Below are 15,725 nucleotides of genomic sequence, written 5' to 3'. Positions count from 1 at the left end.
ACAAAGGTGCTGGTTTAAGTTGAATGGTGGATGATTTAGGACGAAGATTTGCACGGAAAGCGAAAAAAGTGCAGCCACAAGCATTGTCAGTTAAGAAATTAACTCGGTAATTTTAGCGGAAAACATCAAATTTGAGCTTCTGAGGTGGAATGTTTGTGTTTGAAGTGAAAAACTCCGAGTTCAGAACTAAAACTTTGCTGTTGTAAGTGAGAATGTTCTAGTTTGAAACGAGAACTTTGGGGTTTGAAGTGAGAATGTTTTTGTTTTGAGTGACAATTTTTGTGTTAAAAACGAAAAAGTTGCAGATGAAAGCGCGATCGCTAGCCTAAAAAACCGAGTTTCTGAACGAAAGATTAAGGTTTATAAGCTGAGGGATTTGCAAGAAACACGGTTTTTAACCAGGTTTATCTGAGAAGCATAGTTTACACTAATTCATCAGGATTCACTCCTAGTTGTCGCAGGCGTTCTGCTAGTTGTTCTGCTTTTCTTTTTGCCTGTTCCGCTTCTTGTTTAGCATCAGTAGCTTCTTGTTCAGCAATCATTGCTCGTTCCGTAGCTGCAACAACTTCTTCTGTCGGCTCAGAAATTAATTCTCCTGTTAAGGTGAACCAACGTAGCCACAACCTGTTAATATCTCGAAACGCTCCTTGCCATACACCCAAACTTAAACCTAATTCTGGCATGGGTATACGTCCCTTATTTAGATTTATCGCTTCATAATGACCGCCGACTAACTGAAAAGCTCTCAGTTCATTGGTGTAGCGACTAAACACAATATAGTAAGGGATTCGCAAAATTCGCTCGTAAACTTCCCATTTGCTAGGAGGTTTAGCTGTTGGCTTTTGAGTAATCCCTAAATCTTCGTCTTCTGTACCTGGGGATAATAATTCTACTACTACAAAAGGATTTGCTGGTTCTTGCCAAGTCACATAACTTAAACGCAAATCTTCGCCTTTGTAGAGTTTTTGTACTCCCACAACGCCAAACCAATCAGGGCGTTTGTACCATAAGGGATGCTCAACATCATAGTAAAGATTTAGGTCAGCCGCACAATAAACTAATTCGGGATTCCAGTTAATGGGTTGAAAGGTTAAGTATAAAAGTAAGGGCTGTAGAAAGTGAAACTCGTCTGGCAAACCTGACTCCTCTGGGTTGTCGCTGGGTAAATCATACATTGTGGGTAGGGTTTCCCAAGCAGGAAGCGGCGGGTCAGATTGGGGAATATATTTAGGGAAGGTAGTCATATATTATCGGGTGATGGTTTTGACATCAGCTAAATTTTTGATGTTCCTGCTGCTTTTATTATCTATAAATGTTCAGTTATCTGGCAGTAACAGCCAGTAGCATCTAGACGGCAAGCTTATGTAAGGTTAGTAATTAGCGAGATATTACTACTTTTAGATGTATAAAAAATTTATTTTAATTGCCTATAAGTAACCATGACTGCTGGAATTATTTGGTGAATACTGAAGTTAAAAGTATACAAATTTGTAGTAAATATGGCAGAAAATCGCATCAGTGCCAAGCTTTCGGCAGCAGATAAGGATGAAGTTATGCAAGCGATCGCAACTATCCGCGAAAAGTTACCGTTTTTAATTGATTTGACGACGGAAGACCGCCGGACTATAGTCAAAATGGGTGATAAAAGTCGCGCATTTGTGAGTAAAGCTTTGGAAGTTGCTACACAAAATCCTGATTTTTTACCTCGTTCTTTTGATATCGAAGAAATGCGTCGTGATTTAGCACTGTATGAAGCATTGTATCCAGTGCTGTTGTCTTTGACGCAACTCCAAGAACTAGTGGATGATACTGTGATGGCTTCTGGGAGTGAAGCATATACGGCAGCATTAGCAGTTTATAACTATGCTAAGGCTAATGGTAATGTGGCTGGTTTAGATAGTGTAATTGATGAAATGGGACGCAGGTTTACGCGCCGTTCTAAGAAAAAGAAAGCCGAGGTTGTGACTGGATAAAGTTTAATATAGGCGATCGCTCCAAATATATTGATGTAGGGACACAAAATTTTTGTGTCTTTTCTTGTATATATCTTCACCTTTGAGGCTTTGAGGCTGGCAGTTGAGCCTTTGAGGTTGAAAGTTGAACCTTTAAGGCTGACGGTTGAGGTTTTGAGGCTGTCGGTTGAGGTTTTGAGGGTGACAGTTGAGGCTTTGAGGGTGACAGTTGAGGCTTTGAGGGTGACAGTTGAGGCTTTGAGGGTGACGGTTGAGCTTTTGAGGCTGATGGTTGAGGTTTTAAGGCTGGAAGTTGAGCCTTGGAGGCTGAAGTTTTAAAAGTATTATTAGTAACATTAAAATCTGAAAGACCTAACCCCCCTAGCCCCCCTTCCCTACTAGGGAATGGGGGTTTCAAAGCCTCTCTCCTTGTAGGCTACCGTGTACACACATCTTTGTGCTGAGTGCAAAATGTGACTTGATCCCCCCTAGCCCCCCTTAAAAAAGGGGGAACAAGAATCAAAGTCCACGCCACTTGCTACAAGTCGGCAGAGCCGCCCAACGCAGTGGCTCCCCTTTTTAAGGGGGATTTAGGGGTATCAGATGACTTGTGTGTACACCATAGAGTAGGGAAGGGGGAATATGTAGAGACGTTTCATGAAACGTCTCTACATTGGTAGGCGAGATATTTGGAGAGGGGTTTTCCAAATCCTGTGGAAAGTCAATCTAGTCTTCCGGCTCAATTCCGGCGGCGCGTAGTTGTGCGGCTAGTCTTTCGGCGCGTTGGCGTTCTTTTTCAACTAACTCCGAACCCCATAATAATAGTTGTCCGTTTTCATCCCACCAGCGTAACCAATTACCTGTACGGTTTTCACGCGTACCTTGCCATACGCCAAGGGAAAGATTAATTTCGGCTATCCAATAATGTTGGTTTTCGTTGGGGGTTTGTAGGCTGTATCTACCTGTCTTTTGATCTAGGCGATATACTTCTAACTCTCCTGTGTTGGGTTCAAAGATGGCGTAACTCGGTACTTTTAAGACACATTCATAAAAAAACCATTTACCAGGGGGGTAAGTCGGTTTACTAGAATATTCACTCCCATCGGTATCAGATAAAAATTCGATGACAATTACAGGGATGTCTCCCTCTAGTTGCGGGGTGTAACTGCGGGTTACTTCTTCTCTACTGACTTTTATGTTGGGAATATATGCCCAATCGGGAGCTTTAACGACAGTTTTATTATTTAATGTGGCACAAATGCCGTAATTTGTCGGTGTGAGGGCGTTAGGTGGCAGTTTTCCCGCTAATTCTAAGCTTTGGGTGAGTGCTGCGGCGAGAAATGGTTGGTTGATGTTGTCCACTGGTTCATCTGGTAGCTTGTAGTCTTCGGGTAGCTTTTCCCAAGTGATTTGGTAGTTGGGGGTGATGACTGTCATGTTTAGGGGTGTGGGGGTGTAATACCAATTCAAAATTCAAAATTCAAAATTAACGCCGTGTGCAACTTTCTCTAAAACCTAACCCCCAACCCCTTCCCTTGTAGGGAAGGGGAGCAAGATTTAAAGCGTCTCTCCTTGCAGGGGAGAGGTTTGGAGAGGGGTTTCAAAAATAAGTTGCACATTGCGTAAATTAATAAATCCATATTTGGCAGTAGGGGTATAGGGGAAAAAACTTTTTCAAGCTTCTGTAACCTGTCACCTGTAACCTGTAACCTATTCTTCTTCGTCTATATCTAAATCTTCGTCTGTCAGTTCTTGATGGGGGATGGCGGCGATGATGGCATCTATGACTTTGGAAACTGGTACAATTTCGATGTCGAAGTTGGGGAATTTTTGACCTTTAGGGACGATCGCTCTTTTAAATCCTAGTTTAGCGGCTTCTTTAAGGCGTAGTTCCATCTGGGAAACGGCGCGTACTTGTCCACCTAAGCCGACTTCACCGATTAATACTGTACCTGGATCTACTATGCGATCGCGGAAACTGGCAACTATGGCAATGGCAATTCCTAAATCTACGGCTGGTTCTCCTACATTTAACCCCCCAGCCGAGGCGACGTAGGAATCTAATTTGGACATGGGTATCCCGACACGCTTTTCTAAGACAGCGAGAATCTGGACTAGGCGGTTATAATCTATACCTGTTCCAGCACGGCGGGGTGAGGGGTAACTGGTGGGACTGACTAAGGCTTGTAACTCAACTACAATGGGGCGTGTACCTTCGCAAGCTACTACAATAGCTGTGCCTGGTGCGGGATCGTCACGGTTGCCTAAAAATAACTCACTGGGGTTGGGGACTTCTCGGAGTCCGTTTTCCACCATTTCAAAAATACCGATTTCGTGAGTCGCACCGAAGCGGTTTTTGACTGTCCTTAATAATCTGTGGGAGGCAAAGCGATCGCCTTCAAAATACAGTACTGTATCTACTAAGTGTTCTAATACTTTCGGCCCGGCGATCGCTCCTTCTTTGGTGACGTGTCCGACAATTAACATGGTAATATCTTCATGTTTTGCCACCTTCATCAAGGCAGCCGTACATTCCCTTACCTGTGCTACTGAACCGGGTGCGGAAGTTAAAGCGGGGAAAAATACAGTTTGAATACTGTCAATTACCGCTACATTTGGTTTTAATGAATCTACTTCCCGTAAAATTTCTTCTAAATCTGTTTCTGGCAGTACGTATAAATCTGCACCTATGCCGGGGGATGATTCTTTTTCTGCTTCGTCATCTTCATCACTAACAACATTCACAGATTTAGATACACCCAAGCGCGAAGCCCTTAACTTGACTTGTTGTCCCGATTCTTCTCCAGAAACATACAGAATGCGGTATCTCTGCGCTAGCTGATTTGATACTTGTAATAGTAAAGTAGATTTACCGATACCAGGGTCGCCACCAATTAACACCATTGAACCGGGAACAACGCCCCCACCCAGCACCCGATCTAATTCACCATATCCAGATTCCCATCTAGTGACTTGGCGATCGCTAATTTGGTCAAATGTTAAAGAAGCTCTCGGTTTGGCTGGCTTATTCGTAGGTTTGCCATTACCTTGTGTGCCGTGCCAACCACTGATGCCCCGACTAGGTATATCTACAGACGATTGAATGCTAATCTGTTCTTCTAGAGAATTGTAAGTACCACAATTAGGACACTTACCAAACCATTGGGGAGATTCTGCACCACATTCGTTACAAATATAAATACTTTTTGGCTTTGGCATTCTTAAATCTTAAATATTATTAAATATCTTAATTTTTCCTTAATTTTTGGGCTAACTGAAAAGCCAATTAATAGAAGAGTTTCCAGCTTTTTCCAAATCATTTGTGAGAATGATATCTTAATATTATGGTATTAAAAATTAATCATGAAAAATTTTAGTTAAGGAGCGTTGAGAAACTTGGAAAGTCATAAAGAAAAAATTCTGGTAGTAGACGATGAAGCCAGCATCCGACGAATTTTAGAAACACGTCTGTCGATGATTGGCTACGATGTAGTCACTGCCGGGGATGGAGAAGAAGCCTTAGAAACATTCCGCAAAGCTGATCCTGACTTGGTAGTTTTGGATGTGATGATGCCAAAACTCGATGGCTATGGTGTTTGCCAAGAGTTACGTAAAGAATCAGACGTACCCATTATCATGCTAACAGCTTTGGGTGACGTAGCCGATCGCATCACCGGTTTAGAATTGGGCGCGGATGACTACGTAGTCAAGCCATTCTCCCCCAAGGAACTAGAAGCGCGGATTCGCTCAGTCTTACGCCGCGTTGATAAAACCGGTGCATCAGGCATTCCCAGTTCCGGCGTGATTCATGTAGGTAACATCAAAATTGATACCAACAAACGCCAAGTCTACAAAGGTGACGAGCGCATCAGACTAACAGGAATGGAATTTAGCCTTTTAGAATTGCTAGTCAGTCGTTCAGGAGAAGCCTTTTCCCGTTCCGAGATTTTGCAAGAAGTTTGGGGATATACACCAGAACGCCACGTAGATACCCGCGTAGTTGATGTACATATTTCCCGCTTACGGGCAAAATTAGAAGATGATCCCAGTAACCCAGAGTTAATACTCACCGCGCGAGGTACTGGTTACTTGTTTCAACGCATAATTGAACCAGGAGAAGAATAGGCACGGGAGTAGGGAGTAGGGAGCAGGGGGAGGAAGACAAGGAAGACAAGGTAGACAAGGTGGACAAGGTAGAAATATTTACCCCAATGCCCAATGCCCAATGCCCAATGCCCAATACCCAATGCCCAATGCCCAATGCCCAAAAAATGACTAATGACTAAATCCGATCCCAATCGAGTTGTACGGCGCATACCCTTAGTAGTTGGGGGGTTGGGTGCTGTGCTATTGCTAATTAACCGGTTGTTGACACCAGAACTCACAGACTCTCAGGCGCGAGGCGATGTTTTAGGCGTGATTTTGAGTGCTGTTTTGATTTTAACTGGTTTAATTTGGCAACAAGTACAGCCGCGATCGCCTGATGCTGTAGAATTGATTGGTGAAGAAGGCTTTGTATTAGCAGATGATTTACCAGAAGCCGTGAAAACAGAATTAGCCTGGGCATCACATTTATTGTTAACGAATACGGTAACGCGATCGCTCGTAGTTTTCTATCAAGGCAAAGTTTTGTTACGTCGCGGCATTCTGGGAAATAAATCAGAAGTAGTTCCCGGCCCAATTGTCAAACGGGTTTTAGAAAAACAACAGCCTGTGTATTTGGTAGCATTAAAGGTCTACCCCGGACGCATTGAATTTGATTATTTGCCAGAAAATACCCAAGGTGTAATTTGTCAACCCATCGGCAATCAAGGCGTATTAATTTTAGGAGCAAATGCACCGAGAAGTTACACCAAACAAGACGAAAATTGGATAGCCGGAATTGCCGATAAATTAGCAGTAACTCTTGAAAATTATTAATTCTCTCCAGGGGTTATTTATATGACAACCACAGCATCCCTTACACAAACAAGAACTTTGCTTAAAAATATTAGCTGGCAAACGTTCAAAGCGATGCTGACGGACATGGGTAATGAGCGTAACTCAAGATTAGCTTACGACGATGGCATAGTAGAAATCATGACACCACTCATGCCACATGAGACTTCTAACCGTCTGATTGAAGGTTTGATTGTTGTACTTTGTGAAGAATTTAATTTAGAAGTTAAAACTACAGGTTCACTCACCTTAACACGAGACGACTTAGAAAAGGGAGCAGAACCAGATAGCAGTTATTACATTCAAAATGAGTTTTTAGTCAGAGATAAAGAAAATATTGATTTAAATCAAGATCCACCTCCAGATTTAGTCTTAGAGGTAGATTATTCCAAACCCAAAATAGATAAATTATCTCTCTATGCTGCAATGGGTATTCCTGAATTTTGGAGATACAACGGTAGTGTATTACGAATTTATATCCTTTCAGGAAATCAATACACAGAAGTAGAACAGAGTCCTACTTTCGCGTCTGTCATGGTGAAAGATATTCCTAGATTTCTACAAGAAAGTAAAAAAATAGGCCAGCTAGCCGCCAAGAAGGCTTTTCGCGCTTGGGTAAAACAGCAGATTTCTTAGTATTTACACGTAATTTCCAGAAAATTAAGATATTGGTTATTAAATAATATTTCAAGTTAAAAACAACACAAACAAATAATGGAATACTGACAAAAGAATCTACAAACTCTTGTGAGGGAAAGCTTCATGAAATTTCAGTCAGTATCCATCAGTATAGGTTTAGGTGTTATCAGTAACCTATTGGTAGTCAGTCCCAATCTAATTTTCAATTCCACACCAGCTATTGCTCAAGAAGTAGCCACTAATTGTCCTCTCCCAACCGAAATAGCTGTTACTTTCCTTGATTCTAAATGTGAAGCAGTCACACTCAAGCAACCCACAACCTTTTATCGTTACTATAGTAGCGACAGCAATAAATATGGTAGATATCTCACAACTGACAAATATAAGAAAAATATAGATGTAATCAAGAATTTAGCCCTTAATCAAGCATGGGGAAATCAAGCCACAATGAGACTCAAAGTAACAATACCCGCAGGAACAACAGTTTATCAAGGTATTGTTGCTCCTCAAACCCCCGCTTCATGCTATCCAGGGGGTGGCCAACAAACCTTTATTCAAGACTCAAAAGATCCTAATATTAAGTGGTCTGAAGGTAAAAAGATGACTGTCAACGAATTTACTTGTCCGTAACGTTTATGGCAACTCCAAAAGAAGAATTTATCAAGCTTATTAACCAATCAGTTGCAATTGCTGAACAGATGCGACATAACTCTGAACAATCACAGCGTTTAAATAACGTAATTAGTGTTCTCGAATCTGTCAAAAATAAAGTAATGATTGGTGAGCTTGAACCATCACAGGGAAATACAACTCTTGGTATAGCTCGTGAGGTAGCTGACTGGATTGAACCCTTAGATGCTCCATTACTCAAAGCTGTGGGTGCAGTAGAAGCATATTACCAAACACACTTTTAACAATGCGCCAAATAAATGATGTAGAGACGTTGCATGCAACGTCTCTACAGTCCAGTAAGGTGCGTTAGCGCAATAGAACCTAACTATACTCAGAAATTATTCATACTGACGCACCTTTCCCAAGCATCAATTTCCGATAATTTATTTTTATAATCCCCTAATTACTAGAAATAAATAGTAAGATATTAGATGATAATATTCAATATTTAATATTAAAATCTCTCTAAATTCAGTTCCCAAAGTTTCAAAAAAATACAGATTATGCAAATTATTTATTGGCTACTGATTGCCTTAATGATTGTAGGAATTATTGGTGCTGTAGTACCGGCAATACCTGGAACAAGCCTAATTTTAGTAGCAATTATTATTTGGGGAATAGTTAGTCATTCCTTTGTTGCCATCAAAATACCTTTGATTGTGACAGCCATTGTTTTAATTTTAAGTATTGGGGTTGATTTTTTAGCTGGTTATATAGGTGCAAAACAAGCCGGTGCTAGCAAATGGGGACAAATTGGGGCATTTGTCGGCTTTTTGTTAGGGTTTTTCGGATTATTACCAACTTTACCCGTAGGGGGGCCACTGTTGGGTATTCTATTCGGCCCCTTGTTAGGTGCAATTATTGCTGAGTATATTTACTGTCGCCAACTAGGATTGGCAATTAAAGCCGGTGTTGGTATTGTTGTTGGTACAGTAGTCGGTAATTTGATACAAGGATTATTAGCGATCGCAGCTTTTGTAGTCTTCCTAGTCACAACCTGGCCACAAGTCTTTGTCAACTAAACTCAATCTAAAATATTGACTTTTACTGATTTTGACGATTGATAAATTCTATAGAACACGGTTGGATTTCTAAAAAAATCTCAGCATATTTTGAATTTTGAATTAATTAATGTAGGGTGCGTGACGCTACGAAAGTATTTGAACGTAGTCATAAGACTGATACCGTCGCGCACCAACATCTAACATCTATATTCAGTTTCCAAGATAAATGTTGGGTTGCCACCGCAGTAGGGTGCGTCAGTTTAAGAAAACCTAACTACACCTACAGGTTATTGATACTGACACACCCTGCCAACCGACATCCAACAATAAATAAATTCATCTGCTTATAGATAGATTGTTTACAAACTCAAAGTAAATATTTAAACAAGAATACCTAAAACATTGCAACATCAGCAGTTTCACGCGTTTGTAAACAACCTTTGTATGAGGATAAGAATTGATACTGGGAACTTGCAAAAGTTCTTTATGTAAAAAACACAAAATTTGCAGCCTAGTTTACCTAATTTTCAATAAAAACCCATTACTTAAGTAATTTCGTGGTGTTAGACTCTGTATTGAGAGTACAAACCGAACTGGTAATTTCACTAATACTCAATACCCACAGGAAAACCAAATGAAAGTTAAAAATATATTCATCTCAACCGGAATTGTTCTCAGTGCTGTTTTAGGTGTTTCTAGCAATGCTAAAGCTGCTAGTTTCACCACCAACTTTAGCCCCAATCCTGTTACCGATCCTACAGCAGATATTGAATTGCTCTCTATTGTTCGGAACGATGGCTTAGAAGTCAATGACTTTAAATTAGTTAATTCTGTTAACATCATCAGCAACGTAGGTGTTCTAGGCCCAGCTAGTACTGACAATGGTGATAACGCTACTCCCCCTACAGGTTTGACTCCCACAGAAGACCCCTTAGCCTCGGAAATTGCTGCTTACTTAGGTAATAAAAACTTAAACAACATTATCGATGCTGAAGATGGTGGTGCGTTTGAGCTTGATGTATTTTTTGACGAGGCAGTTAACTCACAGAAAACAACAACAGACAGCTTCTTCTTCTGGGAAAGAGGACTCAACAGTGATATTAAAGTTCAAGCATTAGATGGGTCGGGAAGTCTACTCGGTAATGCTTTTACAATAGATAGATCATTCTGGGAATTTGCTGGCTTCCAGATTGACACCACAGAAGTTGGTGCTGCTCAAAATGTAGGTGCTTGGGGTGTTAGCTTTGCTAATTTGGGATTAACTAACACAACTTTAGTTGCTGGTCTGAAATTAATATCTGAGACCAGCTTTAATGGCCCTGATTTCAAAGTAGTTGCTCATAACGTTGATGGTGATCCGATTGTAGTACCTGAGCCTACCACTATGCTAGGTTTAGGTTCAGTAGCTGCACTTGCTTTATTACGTCGTCGCCAAAACAAGAAAGCTGTTGGTTAGTATTGTTTTTAGCGATATCGCCAATGCTATATTCACATTCTCTTGCTGCATAATTGTTTTGGCGAAAATATCGGTGGTTTATAGTCAACCGCAGAGATAATCTCTGTTTCCTCAACAAAAATATTTAGTAACCTTAAAACCCGCTTGCGCGGGTTTTATATTTTGGAAAATTGGAAGTCCCTAAAACTTGCAAAAATCAGGTATCACAGATTAAGCGACAACGATTCCATAATTACAAGACTCGATGAATTGATCAAAGGATAAATCGATAAATCCGTCATCACTACCAGTCTTTGTTCTACCATCTACGCCCCACGGATTTCGCACTACTACCCGTTGTTCACCGCTAGTATTAGTGTAAACATTCGTAATTGAATAAGCATGGTAACTGACAATATATTTACTGTTATTACCAACTCTTGACGTGGTCAAAGCTTGACCATTTGCTAAAGCAGTTTCCAGACTGGAAAAACTAACACTGCTAATACTATGGTAAGTTGTTTGCTTTCCTGTAATCTGCTTGATAGGAGTAGACAGAGAGCCTCCATTACCTATGAGGTTATATCCAGGTTGTCCTTTCGCACTCCATTCCCGCCATTGAGCATAAGCTTTTTCGACTAATGCCACCCAAAGAACACCGTTATTTCGTTTAGCAGCAATACTTGTGGCGATGCGACGATCAACTGTCACATATTCTGCTCCACTATATGAGTAAAAGCGTACGGTGTAAGTATTATCACCATTATCTGTGATCATGCTATTAATCGCAGAGCTAGAAGCATTACCTGCATCATTAGACTGACGACCAAAGGTTGCACCCAAAGCTGCTAAAAATGTACAATCACCTAACTTATTTTGATCAATATCACCAATTCGCGCTTCGCCAGAACTACCATACAGACTACCTGTAACCACAGTGTAAGTTAGGTTTTTACCATTAAATACAGGTGTCGGTGCTATTGTTCCTAAAAACCAGCGACCAACTAAATTAGACTCAAAATCAGTAGCACTCATATTGACAGATGCACCATTACTCACCTGTGTGGATAACCATTTCACAGAGTCTTGCATAGTAAAAGGTGTACTTGCACCTAGCAATGTCTTGAGGTCTTTTACTTCATTAGTATCAATTGCAGAATTATCTTGAGCATCTCTAAAAATAGCCAGCATATCCTGACGACTTAAATCACCATCAGATGCTAAGTTCCGAGCTAGTGCAACGATCTTTTGGTCGAGCAGATTTTTACTGAACCAATCTTGAATAGGAGTCGATGTTGTGGTTGATGTTGTAGTTGATGGTGTTGTCGATGGTGTAGTGAGTGGTGTCGTTGGTGCTGTCGTTGGTGCTGTGGTTGATGTTGTTGTCGTGACTGTAAATGACACCTTAACTGTATTACTTCCAGCACCAGTGTTGTCGTAAGCCTTGCCTTGGAGAATATAGTTACCAGCCGCCAAATTCAAATTTTTTAGAGATAAACTGTAGTTGAAACTCGCCTTAGTTCCATCGTTAGGATCGGCAGTAAATACAGTAGCATCAGCGACATTTATTAATTTTCCATCTGCTTTTTGAATGCGAAAATCTACCTTGGAGATATCGCTAACACCATTTTCATCTGATACCCAAGCATTATTGATGCTGAGGTTGTCTGTTTTATTCACACTAGTACTATTGAGGTTAAAGTCTAGTGAAGTTGGAGGAGTATTGTCAAAAATAGTCAAATTGTAGTTAGTGTCACTACCTCTGGAATAGACTCTAATAAAATAACTGCCAGGGTCTAAACTCTTGCGAATATATTCACTTGTAGTTCCACTTTTATAAGAACCATAGACGACTTCTTTGCTATCAATCAAACCATTACGGTTGGCATCTTTAATAATCTGTACATCAGCATTAGCACTCAGTCCGTCAAGAGAGAGATTAAGACTGCTATGTCCACTCAGATTAAAATTGTAGAAATCATCGATATCTGACGAACCTACCCAATCACTGAAGGTCTGAATATTGGTAGTAAGAGTTATCTTCTTCGCAGTTTGTAACGTATTACCTGCATTATCAAAAGGCATAAATATCCTTGCTTACATAGCTAAAAAATGGGGGAATTTGCACCCTTTCATCTATGTGAAAAACTAGTTTTTTACAAACACGAAAACAAAATTAAACTTTTCTTAATTATCTTCTTAAAGTTTTGTAGAAACTAGGGGACATCCACGCAATCTCAAACTTTTAGTATAAATACTTAATTTAAGAATAAATATGCAATAAAGTTATAAATAATCTTGTTGAATTAAGTTGGTATTACGGAGGAAATTAAATTGTATTGGATAAATATAATACAAACTATTGATACTTCTTATATTTGAACACCCTTAATTCATCGCAATGTGAAGGGGGAACACAAAAAATAAATTTAGGACTTTTGAAGCCACTAGGGTGTGTTATACCAATTCGTAATTCGTAATTCGTAATTCGTAATTAAAAAACTTAGATGCAGCAAGGCTTTGAGGGTTTACATCTGTATCAGGTTTTTCGTGAAATGGTATTAGGCGTAAGCCGTAACGCACCGCAAGTTGTCATGGGTGCTTTACGCTGTCGATAACACACCCTACACATACTACCCATGCTACATAGACTGAGATTTTTTCTCTAAATCAAACTGGATTTCTATATAAATGTTGTGGTTTAATGCCTAATTGCTCATAAATCAAGGCAAAAATCATAAAAATTCTCTAAAAAAACGTATAGTCTCAGGTTTTTTTGAGATAACTTTCAATAATTACGTATTACGTAAGTAAATTTAAGGTGATAAACTCTGTATTGCAAGTAACACGCTTTGATCACTCTGGTGATAAAAAATCAAACTGAATTTTTCAACATCAGATGGGGTGAAGGGTTGAAACGTTTACTTTCTGACTAAATAGCTCAAATCAACATTTTTCGCAACAACGAATGAAAGCTCAAAATATATTCACATCTATGGTACTGGCTCTGAGTGGAGCTGTAGCTATGTCTAACTCTGCGGAAGCTGGTACTTTCACCACCAACTTTAGCCCCAATCCTGTTACCGATCCTACAGCAGATATTGAATTGCTGTCTATTGTTCGGAACGATGGCAAAGAGATCAGTGACTTTCAATTAGTTAATAGAGTGAACATCATCAGCAACGTAGGTGTTCTAGGCCCAGCTAGTACTGATAATGGTGATACAGCTACTCCCCCTCCGGGTTTAACTCCCAACGAAAACCCCTTAGCTTCAGAGATTGCCGCCTACTTGGGTAATAACAACTTAAACAATATTATCGATAGTGAAGATAATGGCGGGTTTGAGCTTGATGTATTTTTTGAGAGTGCAGTTGCATCGAGCGACACTAAAATAGATAGCTTCTTCTTCTGGGAACGAGGAATGAACAGTGATCTTAAACTTCAAGCATTGGATGGGAGTGGAAGTCTACTGGGTAATGCCTTTACAATAGATAGGTCATTGTGGCAATTCGCTGGCTTTCAGATCAAAACAACAGAAATTAGTAAAGCTCAAAATGTAGGTGCTTGGGGTGTGAGCTTTGCTGATTTGGGATTAACTAACGGTAGTTTAGTTAGTGGTTTGAAATTAATATCTGAGACTGGCTTTAATGGTGCTGATTTCAAATTAGTTGCTCATACTTCTTTTTGCTGCACACCTATACCTGAACCTACCACAATGATGGGGTTAGGTGCGGTAGCTGGTTTGATGTTGGTGCGTCGTCGTCAGATGAAAACTAAAACAACATAAAATTATGAACGTTACGCAAGAATCAGCTTTTCGGTTTCATCTTGCGTAAGCTCGGAAAGGTTATTCAACTAATTGCAAAGATTTTTTGGCTTCAGTGGCGATCGCATCTACTTCATCATTTGCTAAAGTTTCTAAAATAGCCTTAGCCTCTGCACCACCCAAACGCGCCAAAGCCTGTGCTACTCTATAACGCATTTGCCAATCAGGGTTAGTAGCATAGGCAGCCAACAACGGAACTGCTTGTAAATCTCCTAACTCTCCCAGGGAACTAATAGCGGCAGTTTGCACTAATTCTACATCAGATGCCAGTCCTTGTTTGAGCAATTCCAAAGATCGCGGATCACCCAACTCTCCCAATGCGGCAATAATACTAAATTGCACTAGCCACTCAGGGGTGGTGTTGTAAAGCTGTTGTAAATCTTCAAAAGCAGCGTGTAACTTCAACGCACCTAGACAATCTGCGGCGGCTGCTTGTACATCAGCTTCTGGATCTTTTAACAAACCCCGCAATAAATCCAACGATAAATCTAAGTCCTGAGTACCGAGAGTATCGAACTGACTCACTGCTGAATAGCGAACACGGGAATTACTATCACCAATAGCGATTTGCACCAATTCAAAAGCAGTAGCGGGTTCAAGTTCACGGATTTGATTTACAGCACGCAAGCGATCGCCCAAATCTTCAGAACTGAGCAACTGTCTTACAGACTCAGGAGTTGTACTCATTTAATTATCCTAATTTCTCAAAGTGTTTCACAAAAGTCAATAGTCAATTGTCTAGAGTCAAAATAGCTACTACACCTTGACCATTGACCATTGACTAACTAGCAGCCATCGCCCGAACAATGTCACCACGGGTGAGAATCCCGATAACTTTACCCGTCTCATCTAACACAGGTAAGCGATGAACATTGCGATCGTGCATGAGTTGGGCAGCTTGTTTTACAGTCTTGTCAGGAGTGATAGTCACAGGATTTTTGCTCATCACTTCTCCAACAGTTTGTCCTAAAGCTTTATGCAGATCCCGTTCATAGACAGCAGGATTTTTTAGATAAATCACACTATCCAAAAACATGATGTATGCCGGAGGTGTTACACCAGTTTCTTGCCACATCAAGTCAGTTTCTGAGATAATGCCCAACAATTTACCGACATCATCGACAACAGGGAGGCCACTGATACGTCGTTCTGCCAGAATTTGGATTGCTTCTTGAAGTGGAGTTGCTGGCCCGACAACAATTGGCTCAGGACTCATTATATCGGCAACGGTTTTAGGCATTGATTCGCTTACACCCTCG

Annotated in this window: 16 protein-coding genes; 10 read left to right on the top strand and 6 right to left on the bottom strand. The window is 40.5% G+C overall.

Going from position 1 to position 15,725, the window contains the following annotated elements; translation table 11 throughout:
* Window positions 1–422 precede the first annotated feature (422 nt).
* Window positions 423–1,244 (bottom strand): Uma2 family endonuclease, encoded by an 822-nt coding sequence (locus tag ACPZ3T_RS12385; protein WP_490276659.1) that lies wholly within the window; start codon window positions 1,242–1,244, stop codon window positions 423–425.
* Window positions 1,245–1,499: 255 nt separating this feature from the next.
* On the opposite strand from ACPZ3T_RS12385, the gene ACPZ3T_RS12380 reads away from it, so the two are divergent.
* Window positions 1,500–1,973 (top strand): hypothetical protein, encoded by a 474-nt coding sequence (locus ACPZ3T_RS12380; protein ID WP_490276657.1) that lies wholly within the window; start codon window positions 1,500–1,502, stop codon window positions 1,971–1,973.
* A 54-nt stretch (window positions 1,974–2,027) separates the two neighbouring features.
* The gene (locus ACPZ3T_RS12375) at window positions 2,028–2,291 is read left to right on the top strand and encodes a hypothetical protein (protein WP_490276655.1); all 264 of its coding nucleotides are present in this window, start codon (window positions 2,028–2,030) and stop codon (window positions 2,289–2,291) included.
* 387 nt (window positions 2,292–2,678) lie between these two features.
* On the opposite strand, the gene ACPZ3T_RS12370 is transcribed toward ACPZ3T_RS12375, so the two are convergent.
* Complete coding sequence (locus tag ACPZ3T_RS12370) at window positions 2,679–3,389, bottom strand: Uma2 family endonuclease (protein WP_490277207.1); 711 nt, start codon at window positions 3,387–3,389, stop codon at window positions 2,679–2,681.
* Between the two features lie 273 nt (window positions 3,390–3,662).
* Window positions 3,663–5,171, bottom strand: a complete 1,509-nt coding sequence (gene radA / locus ACPZ3T_RS12365) for a DNA repair protein RadA (RefSeq protein ID WP_490276653.1) — start codon at window positions 5,169–5,171, stop codon at window positions 3,663–3,665.
* A 177-nt stretch (window positions 5,172–5,348) separates the two neighbouring features.
* On the opposite strand from radA, the gene rpaB reads away from it, so the two are divergent.
* From rpaB to ACPZ3T_RS12330, 7 genes are all read left to right on the top strand, one after another.
* A complete protein-coding gene (rpaB, locus tag ACPZ3T_RS12360; protein ID WP_017742704.1) occupies window positions 5,349–6,077 on the top strand; it encodes a response regulator transcription factor RpaB in 729 nt (242 codons plus the stop codon).
* 153 nt (window positions 6,078–6,230) lie between these two features.
* The gene (locus tag ACPZ3T_RS12355; protein ID WP_490276651.1) at window positions 6,231–6,872 is read left to right on the top strand and encodes a cofactor assembly of complex C subunit B; all 642 of its coding nucleotides are present in this window, start codon (window positions 6,231–6,233) and stop codon (window positions 6,870–6,872) included.
* Between the two features lie 21 nt (window positions 6,873–6,893).
* On the top strand, window positions 6,894–7,526 hold the full coding sequence (locus tag ACPZ3T_RS12350) for a Uma2 family endonuclease (RefSeq protein WP_490276649.1): 633 nt from the start codon (window positions 6,894–6,896) through the stop codon (window positions 7,524–7,526).
* A 126-nt stretch (window positions 7,527–7,652) separates the two neighbouring features.
* Window positions 7,653–8,159: a hypothetical protein gene (locus tag ACPZ3T_RS12345; RefSeq protein ID WP_490276647.1), complete on the top strand. Its 507-nt coding sequence runs from the start codon at window positions 7,653–7,655 to the stop codon at window positions 8,157–8,159.
* A gap of 5 nt (window positions 8,160–8,164) precedes the next feature.
* Window positions 8,165–8,443 carry a hypothetical protein gene (locus ACPZ3T_RS12340; RefSeq protein ID WP_490276645.1) on the top strand — a complete coding sequence of 93 codons (279 nt, stop codon included), beginning with the start codon at window positions 8,165–8,167 and terminating at the stop codon, window positions 8,441–8,443.
* 261 nt (window positions 8,444–8,704) lie between these two features.
* Window positions 8,705–9,223 (top strand): DUF456 domain-containing protein, encoded by a 519-nt coding sequence (locus ACPZ3T_RS12335; protein ID WP_490276643.1) that lies wholly within the window; start codon window positions 8,705–8,707, stop codon window positions 9,221–9,223.
* A gap of 616 nt (window positions 9,224–9,839) precedes the next feature.
* Window positions 9,840–10,661: an exosortase-dependent surface protein XDP2 gene (locus tag ACPZ3T_RS12330; protein ID WP_490276641.1), complete on the top strand. Its 822-nt coding sequence runs from the start codon at window positions 9,840–9,842 to the stop codon at window positions 10,659–10,661.
* Window positions 10,662–10,871: 210 nt separating this feature from the next.
* On the opposite strand, the gene ACPZ3T_RS12325 is transcribed toward ACPZ3T_RS12330, so the two are convergent.
* Complete coding sequence (locus ACPZ3T_RS12325) at window positions 10,872–12,725, bottom strand: C2 family cysteine protease (protein ID WP_490276639.1); 1,854 nt, start codon at window positions 12,723–12,725, stop codon at window positions 10,872–10,874.
* 883 nt (window positions 12,726–13,608) lie between these two features.
* Here ACPZ3T_RS12325 and ACPZ3T_RS12320 point away from each other — a divergent pair.
* Window positions 13,609–14,427, top strand: a complete 819-nt coding sequence (locus tag ACPZ3T_RS12320; protein WP_490276637.1) for an exosortase-dependent surface protein XDP2 — start codon at window positions 13,609–13,611, stop codon at window positions 14,425–14,427.
* Window positions 14,428–14,487: 60 nt separating this feature from the next.
* On the opposite strand, the gene nblB is transcribed toward ACPZ3T_RS12320, so the two are convergent.
* Window positions 14,488–15,153 carry a phycobilisome degradation protein NblB gene (gene nblB, locus ACPZ3T_RS12315; protein ID WP_490276635.1) on the bottom strand — a complete coding sequence of 222 codons (666 nt, stop codon included), beginning with the start codon at window positions 15,151–15,153 and terminating at the stop codon, window positions 14,488–14,490.
* A 94-nt stretch (window positions 15,154–15,247) separates the two neighbouring features.
* The gene (locus ACPZ3T_RS12310; RefSeq protein WP_490276633.1) at window positions 15,248–15,706 is read right to left on the bottom strand and encodes a CBS domain-containing protein; all 459 of its coding nucleotides are present in this window, start codon (window positions 15,704–15,706) and stop codon (window positions 15,248–15,250) included.
* Between the last annotated feature and the right edge of the window lie 19 nt (window positions 15,707–15,725).

The organism is Aliinostoc maniaoense (assembly GCF_058172895.1).
This window is presented reverse-complemented; position numbering and strand designations above follow the sequence as displayed.

Bases quoted from the DNA above. Each gene is read 5' to 3' on its own strand.
- ACPZ3T_RS12385 (WP_490276659.1), bottom strand. From the start codon at position 1,244: ATGACTACCTTCCCTAAATATATTCCCCAATCTGACCCGCCGCTTCCT.
- ACPZ3T_RS12380 (WP_490276657.1), top strand. From the start codon at position 1,500: ATGGCAGAAAATCGCATCAGTGCCAAGCTTTCGGCAGCAGATAAGGAT.
- ACPZ3T_RS12370 (WP_490277207.1), bottom strand. From the start codon at position 3,389: ATGACAGTCATCACCCCCAACTACCAAATCACTTGGGAAAAGCTACCC.
- radA (WP_490276653.1), bottom strand. From the start codon at position 5,171: ATGCCAAAGCCAAAAAGTATTTATATTTGTAACGAATGTGGTGCAGAA.
- ACPZ3T_RS12355 (WP_490276651.1), top strand. From the start codon at position 6,231: ATGACTAAATCCGATCCCAATCGAGTTGTACGGCGCATACCCTTAGTA.
- ACPZ3T_RS12350 (WP_490276649.1), top strand. From the start codon at position 6,894: ATGACAACCACAGCATCCCTTACACAAACAAGAACTTTGCTTAAAAAT.
- ACPZ3T_RS12345 (WP_490276647.1), top strand. From the start codon at position 7,653: ATGAAATTTCAGTCAGTATCCATCAGTATAGGTTTAGGTGTTATCAGT.
- ACPZ3T_RS12340 (WP_490276645.1), top strand. From the start codon at position 8,165: ATGGCAACTCCAAAAGAAGAATTTATCAAGCTTATTAACCAATCAGTT.
- ACPZ3T_RS12335 (WP_490276643.1), top strand. From the start codon at position 8,705: ATGCAAATTATTTATTGGCTACTGATTGCCTTAATGATTGTAGGAATT.
- ACPZ3T_RS12330 (WP_490276641.1), top strand. From the start codon at position 9,840: ATGAAAGTTAAAAATATATTCATCTCAACCGGAATTGTTCTCAGTGCT.
- ACPZ3T_RS12325 (WP_490276639.1), bottom strand. From the start codon at position 12,725: ATGCCTTTTGATAATGCAGGTAATACGTTACAAACTGCGAAGAAGATA.
- ACPZ3T_RS12320 (WP_490276637.1), top strand. From the start codon at position 13,609: ATGAAAGCTCAAAATATATTCACATCTATGGTACTGGCTCTGAGTGGA.
- nblB (WP_490276635.1), bottom strand. From the start codon at position 15,153: ATGAGTACAACTCCTGAGTCTGTAAGACAGTTGCTCAGTTCTGAAGAT.
- ACPZ3T_RS12310 (WP_490276633.1), bottom strand. From the start codon at position 15,706: ATGCCTAAAACCGTTGCCGATATAATGAGTCCTGAGCCAATTGTTGTC.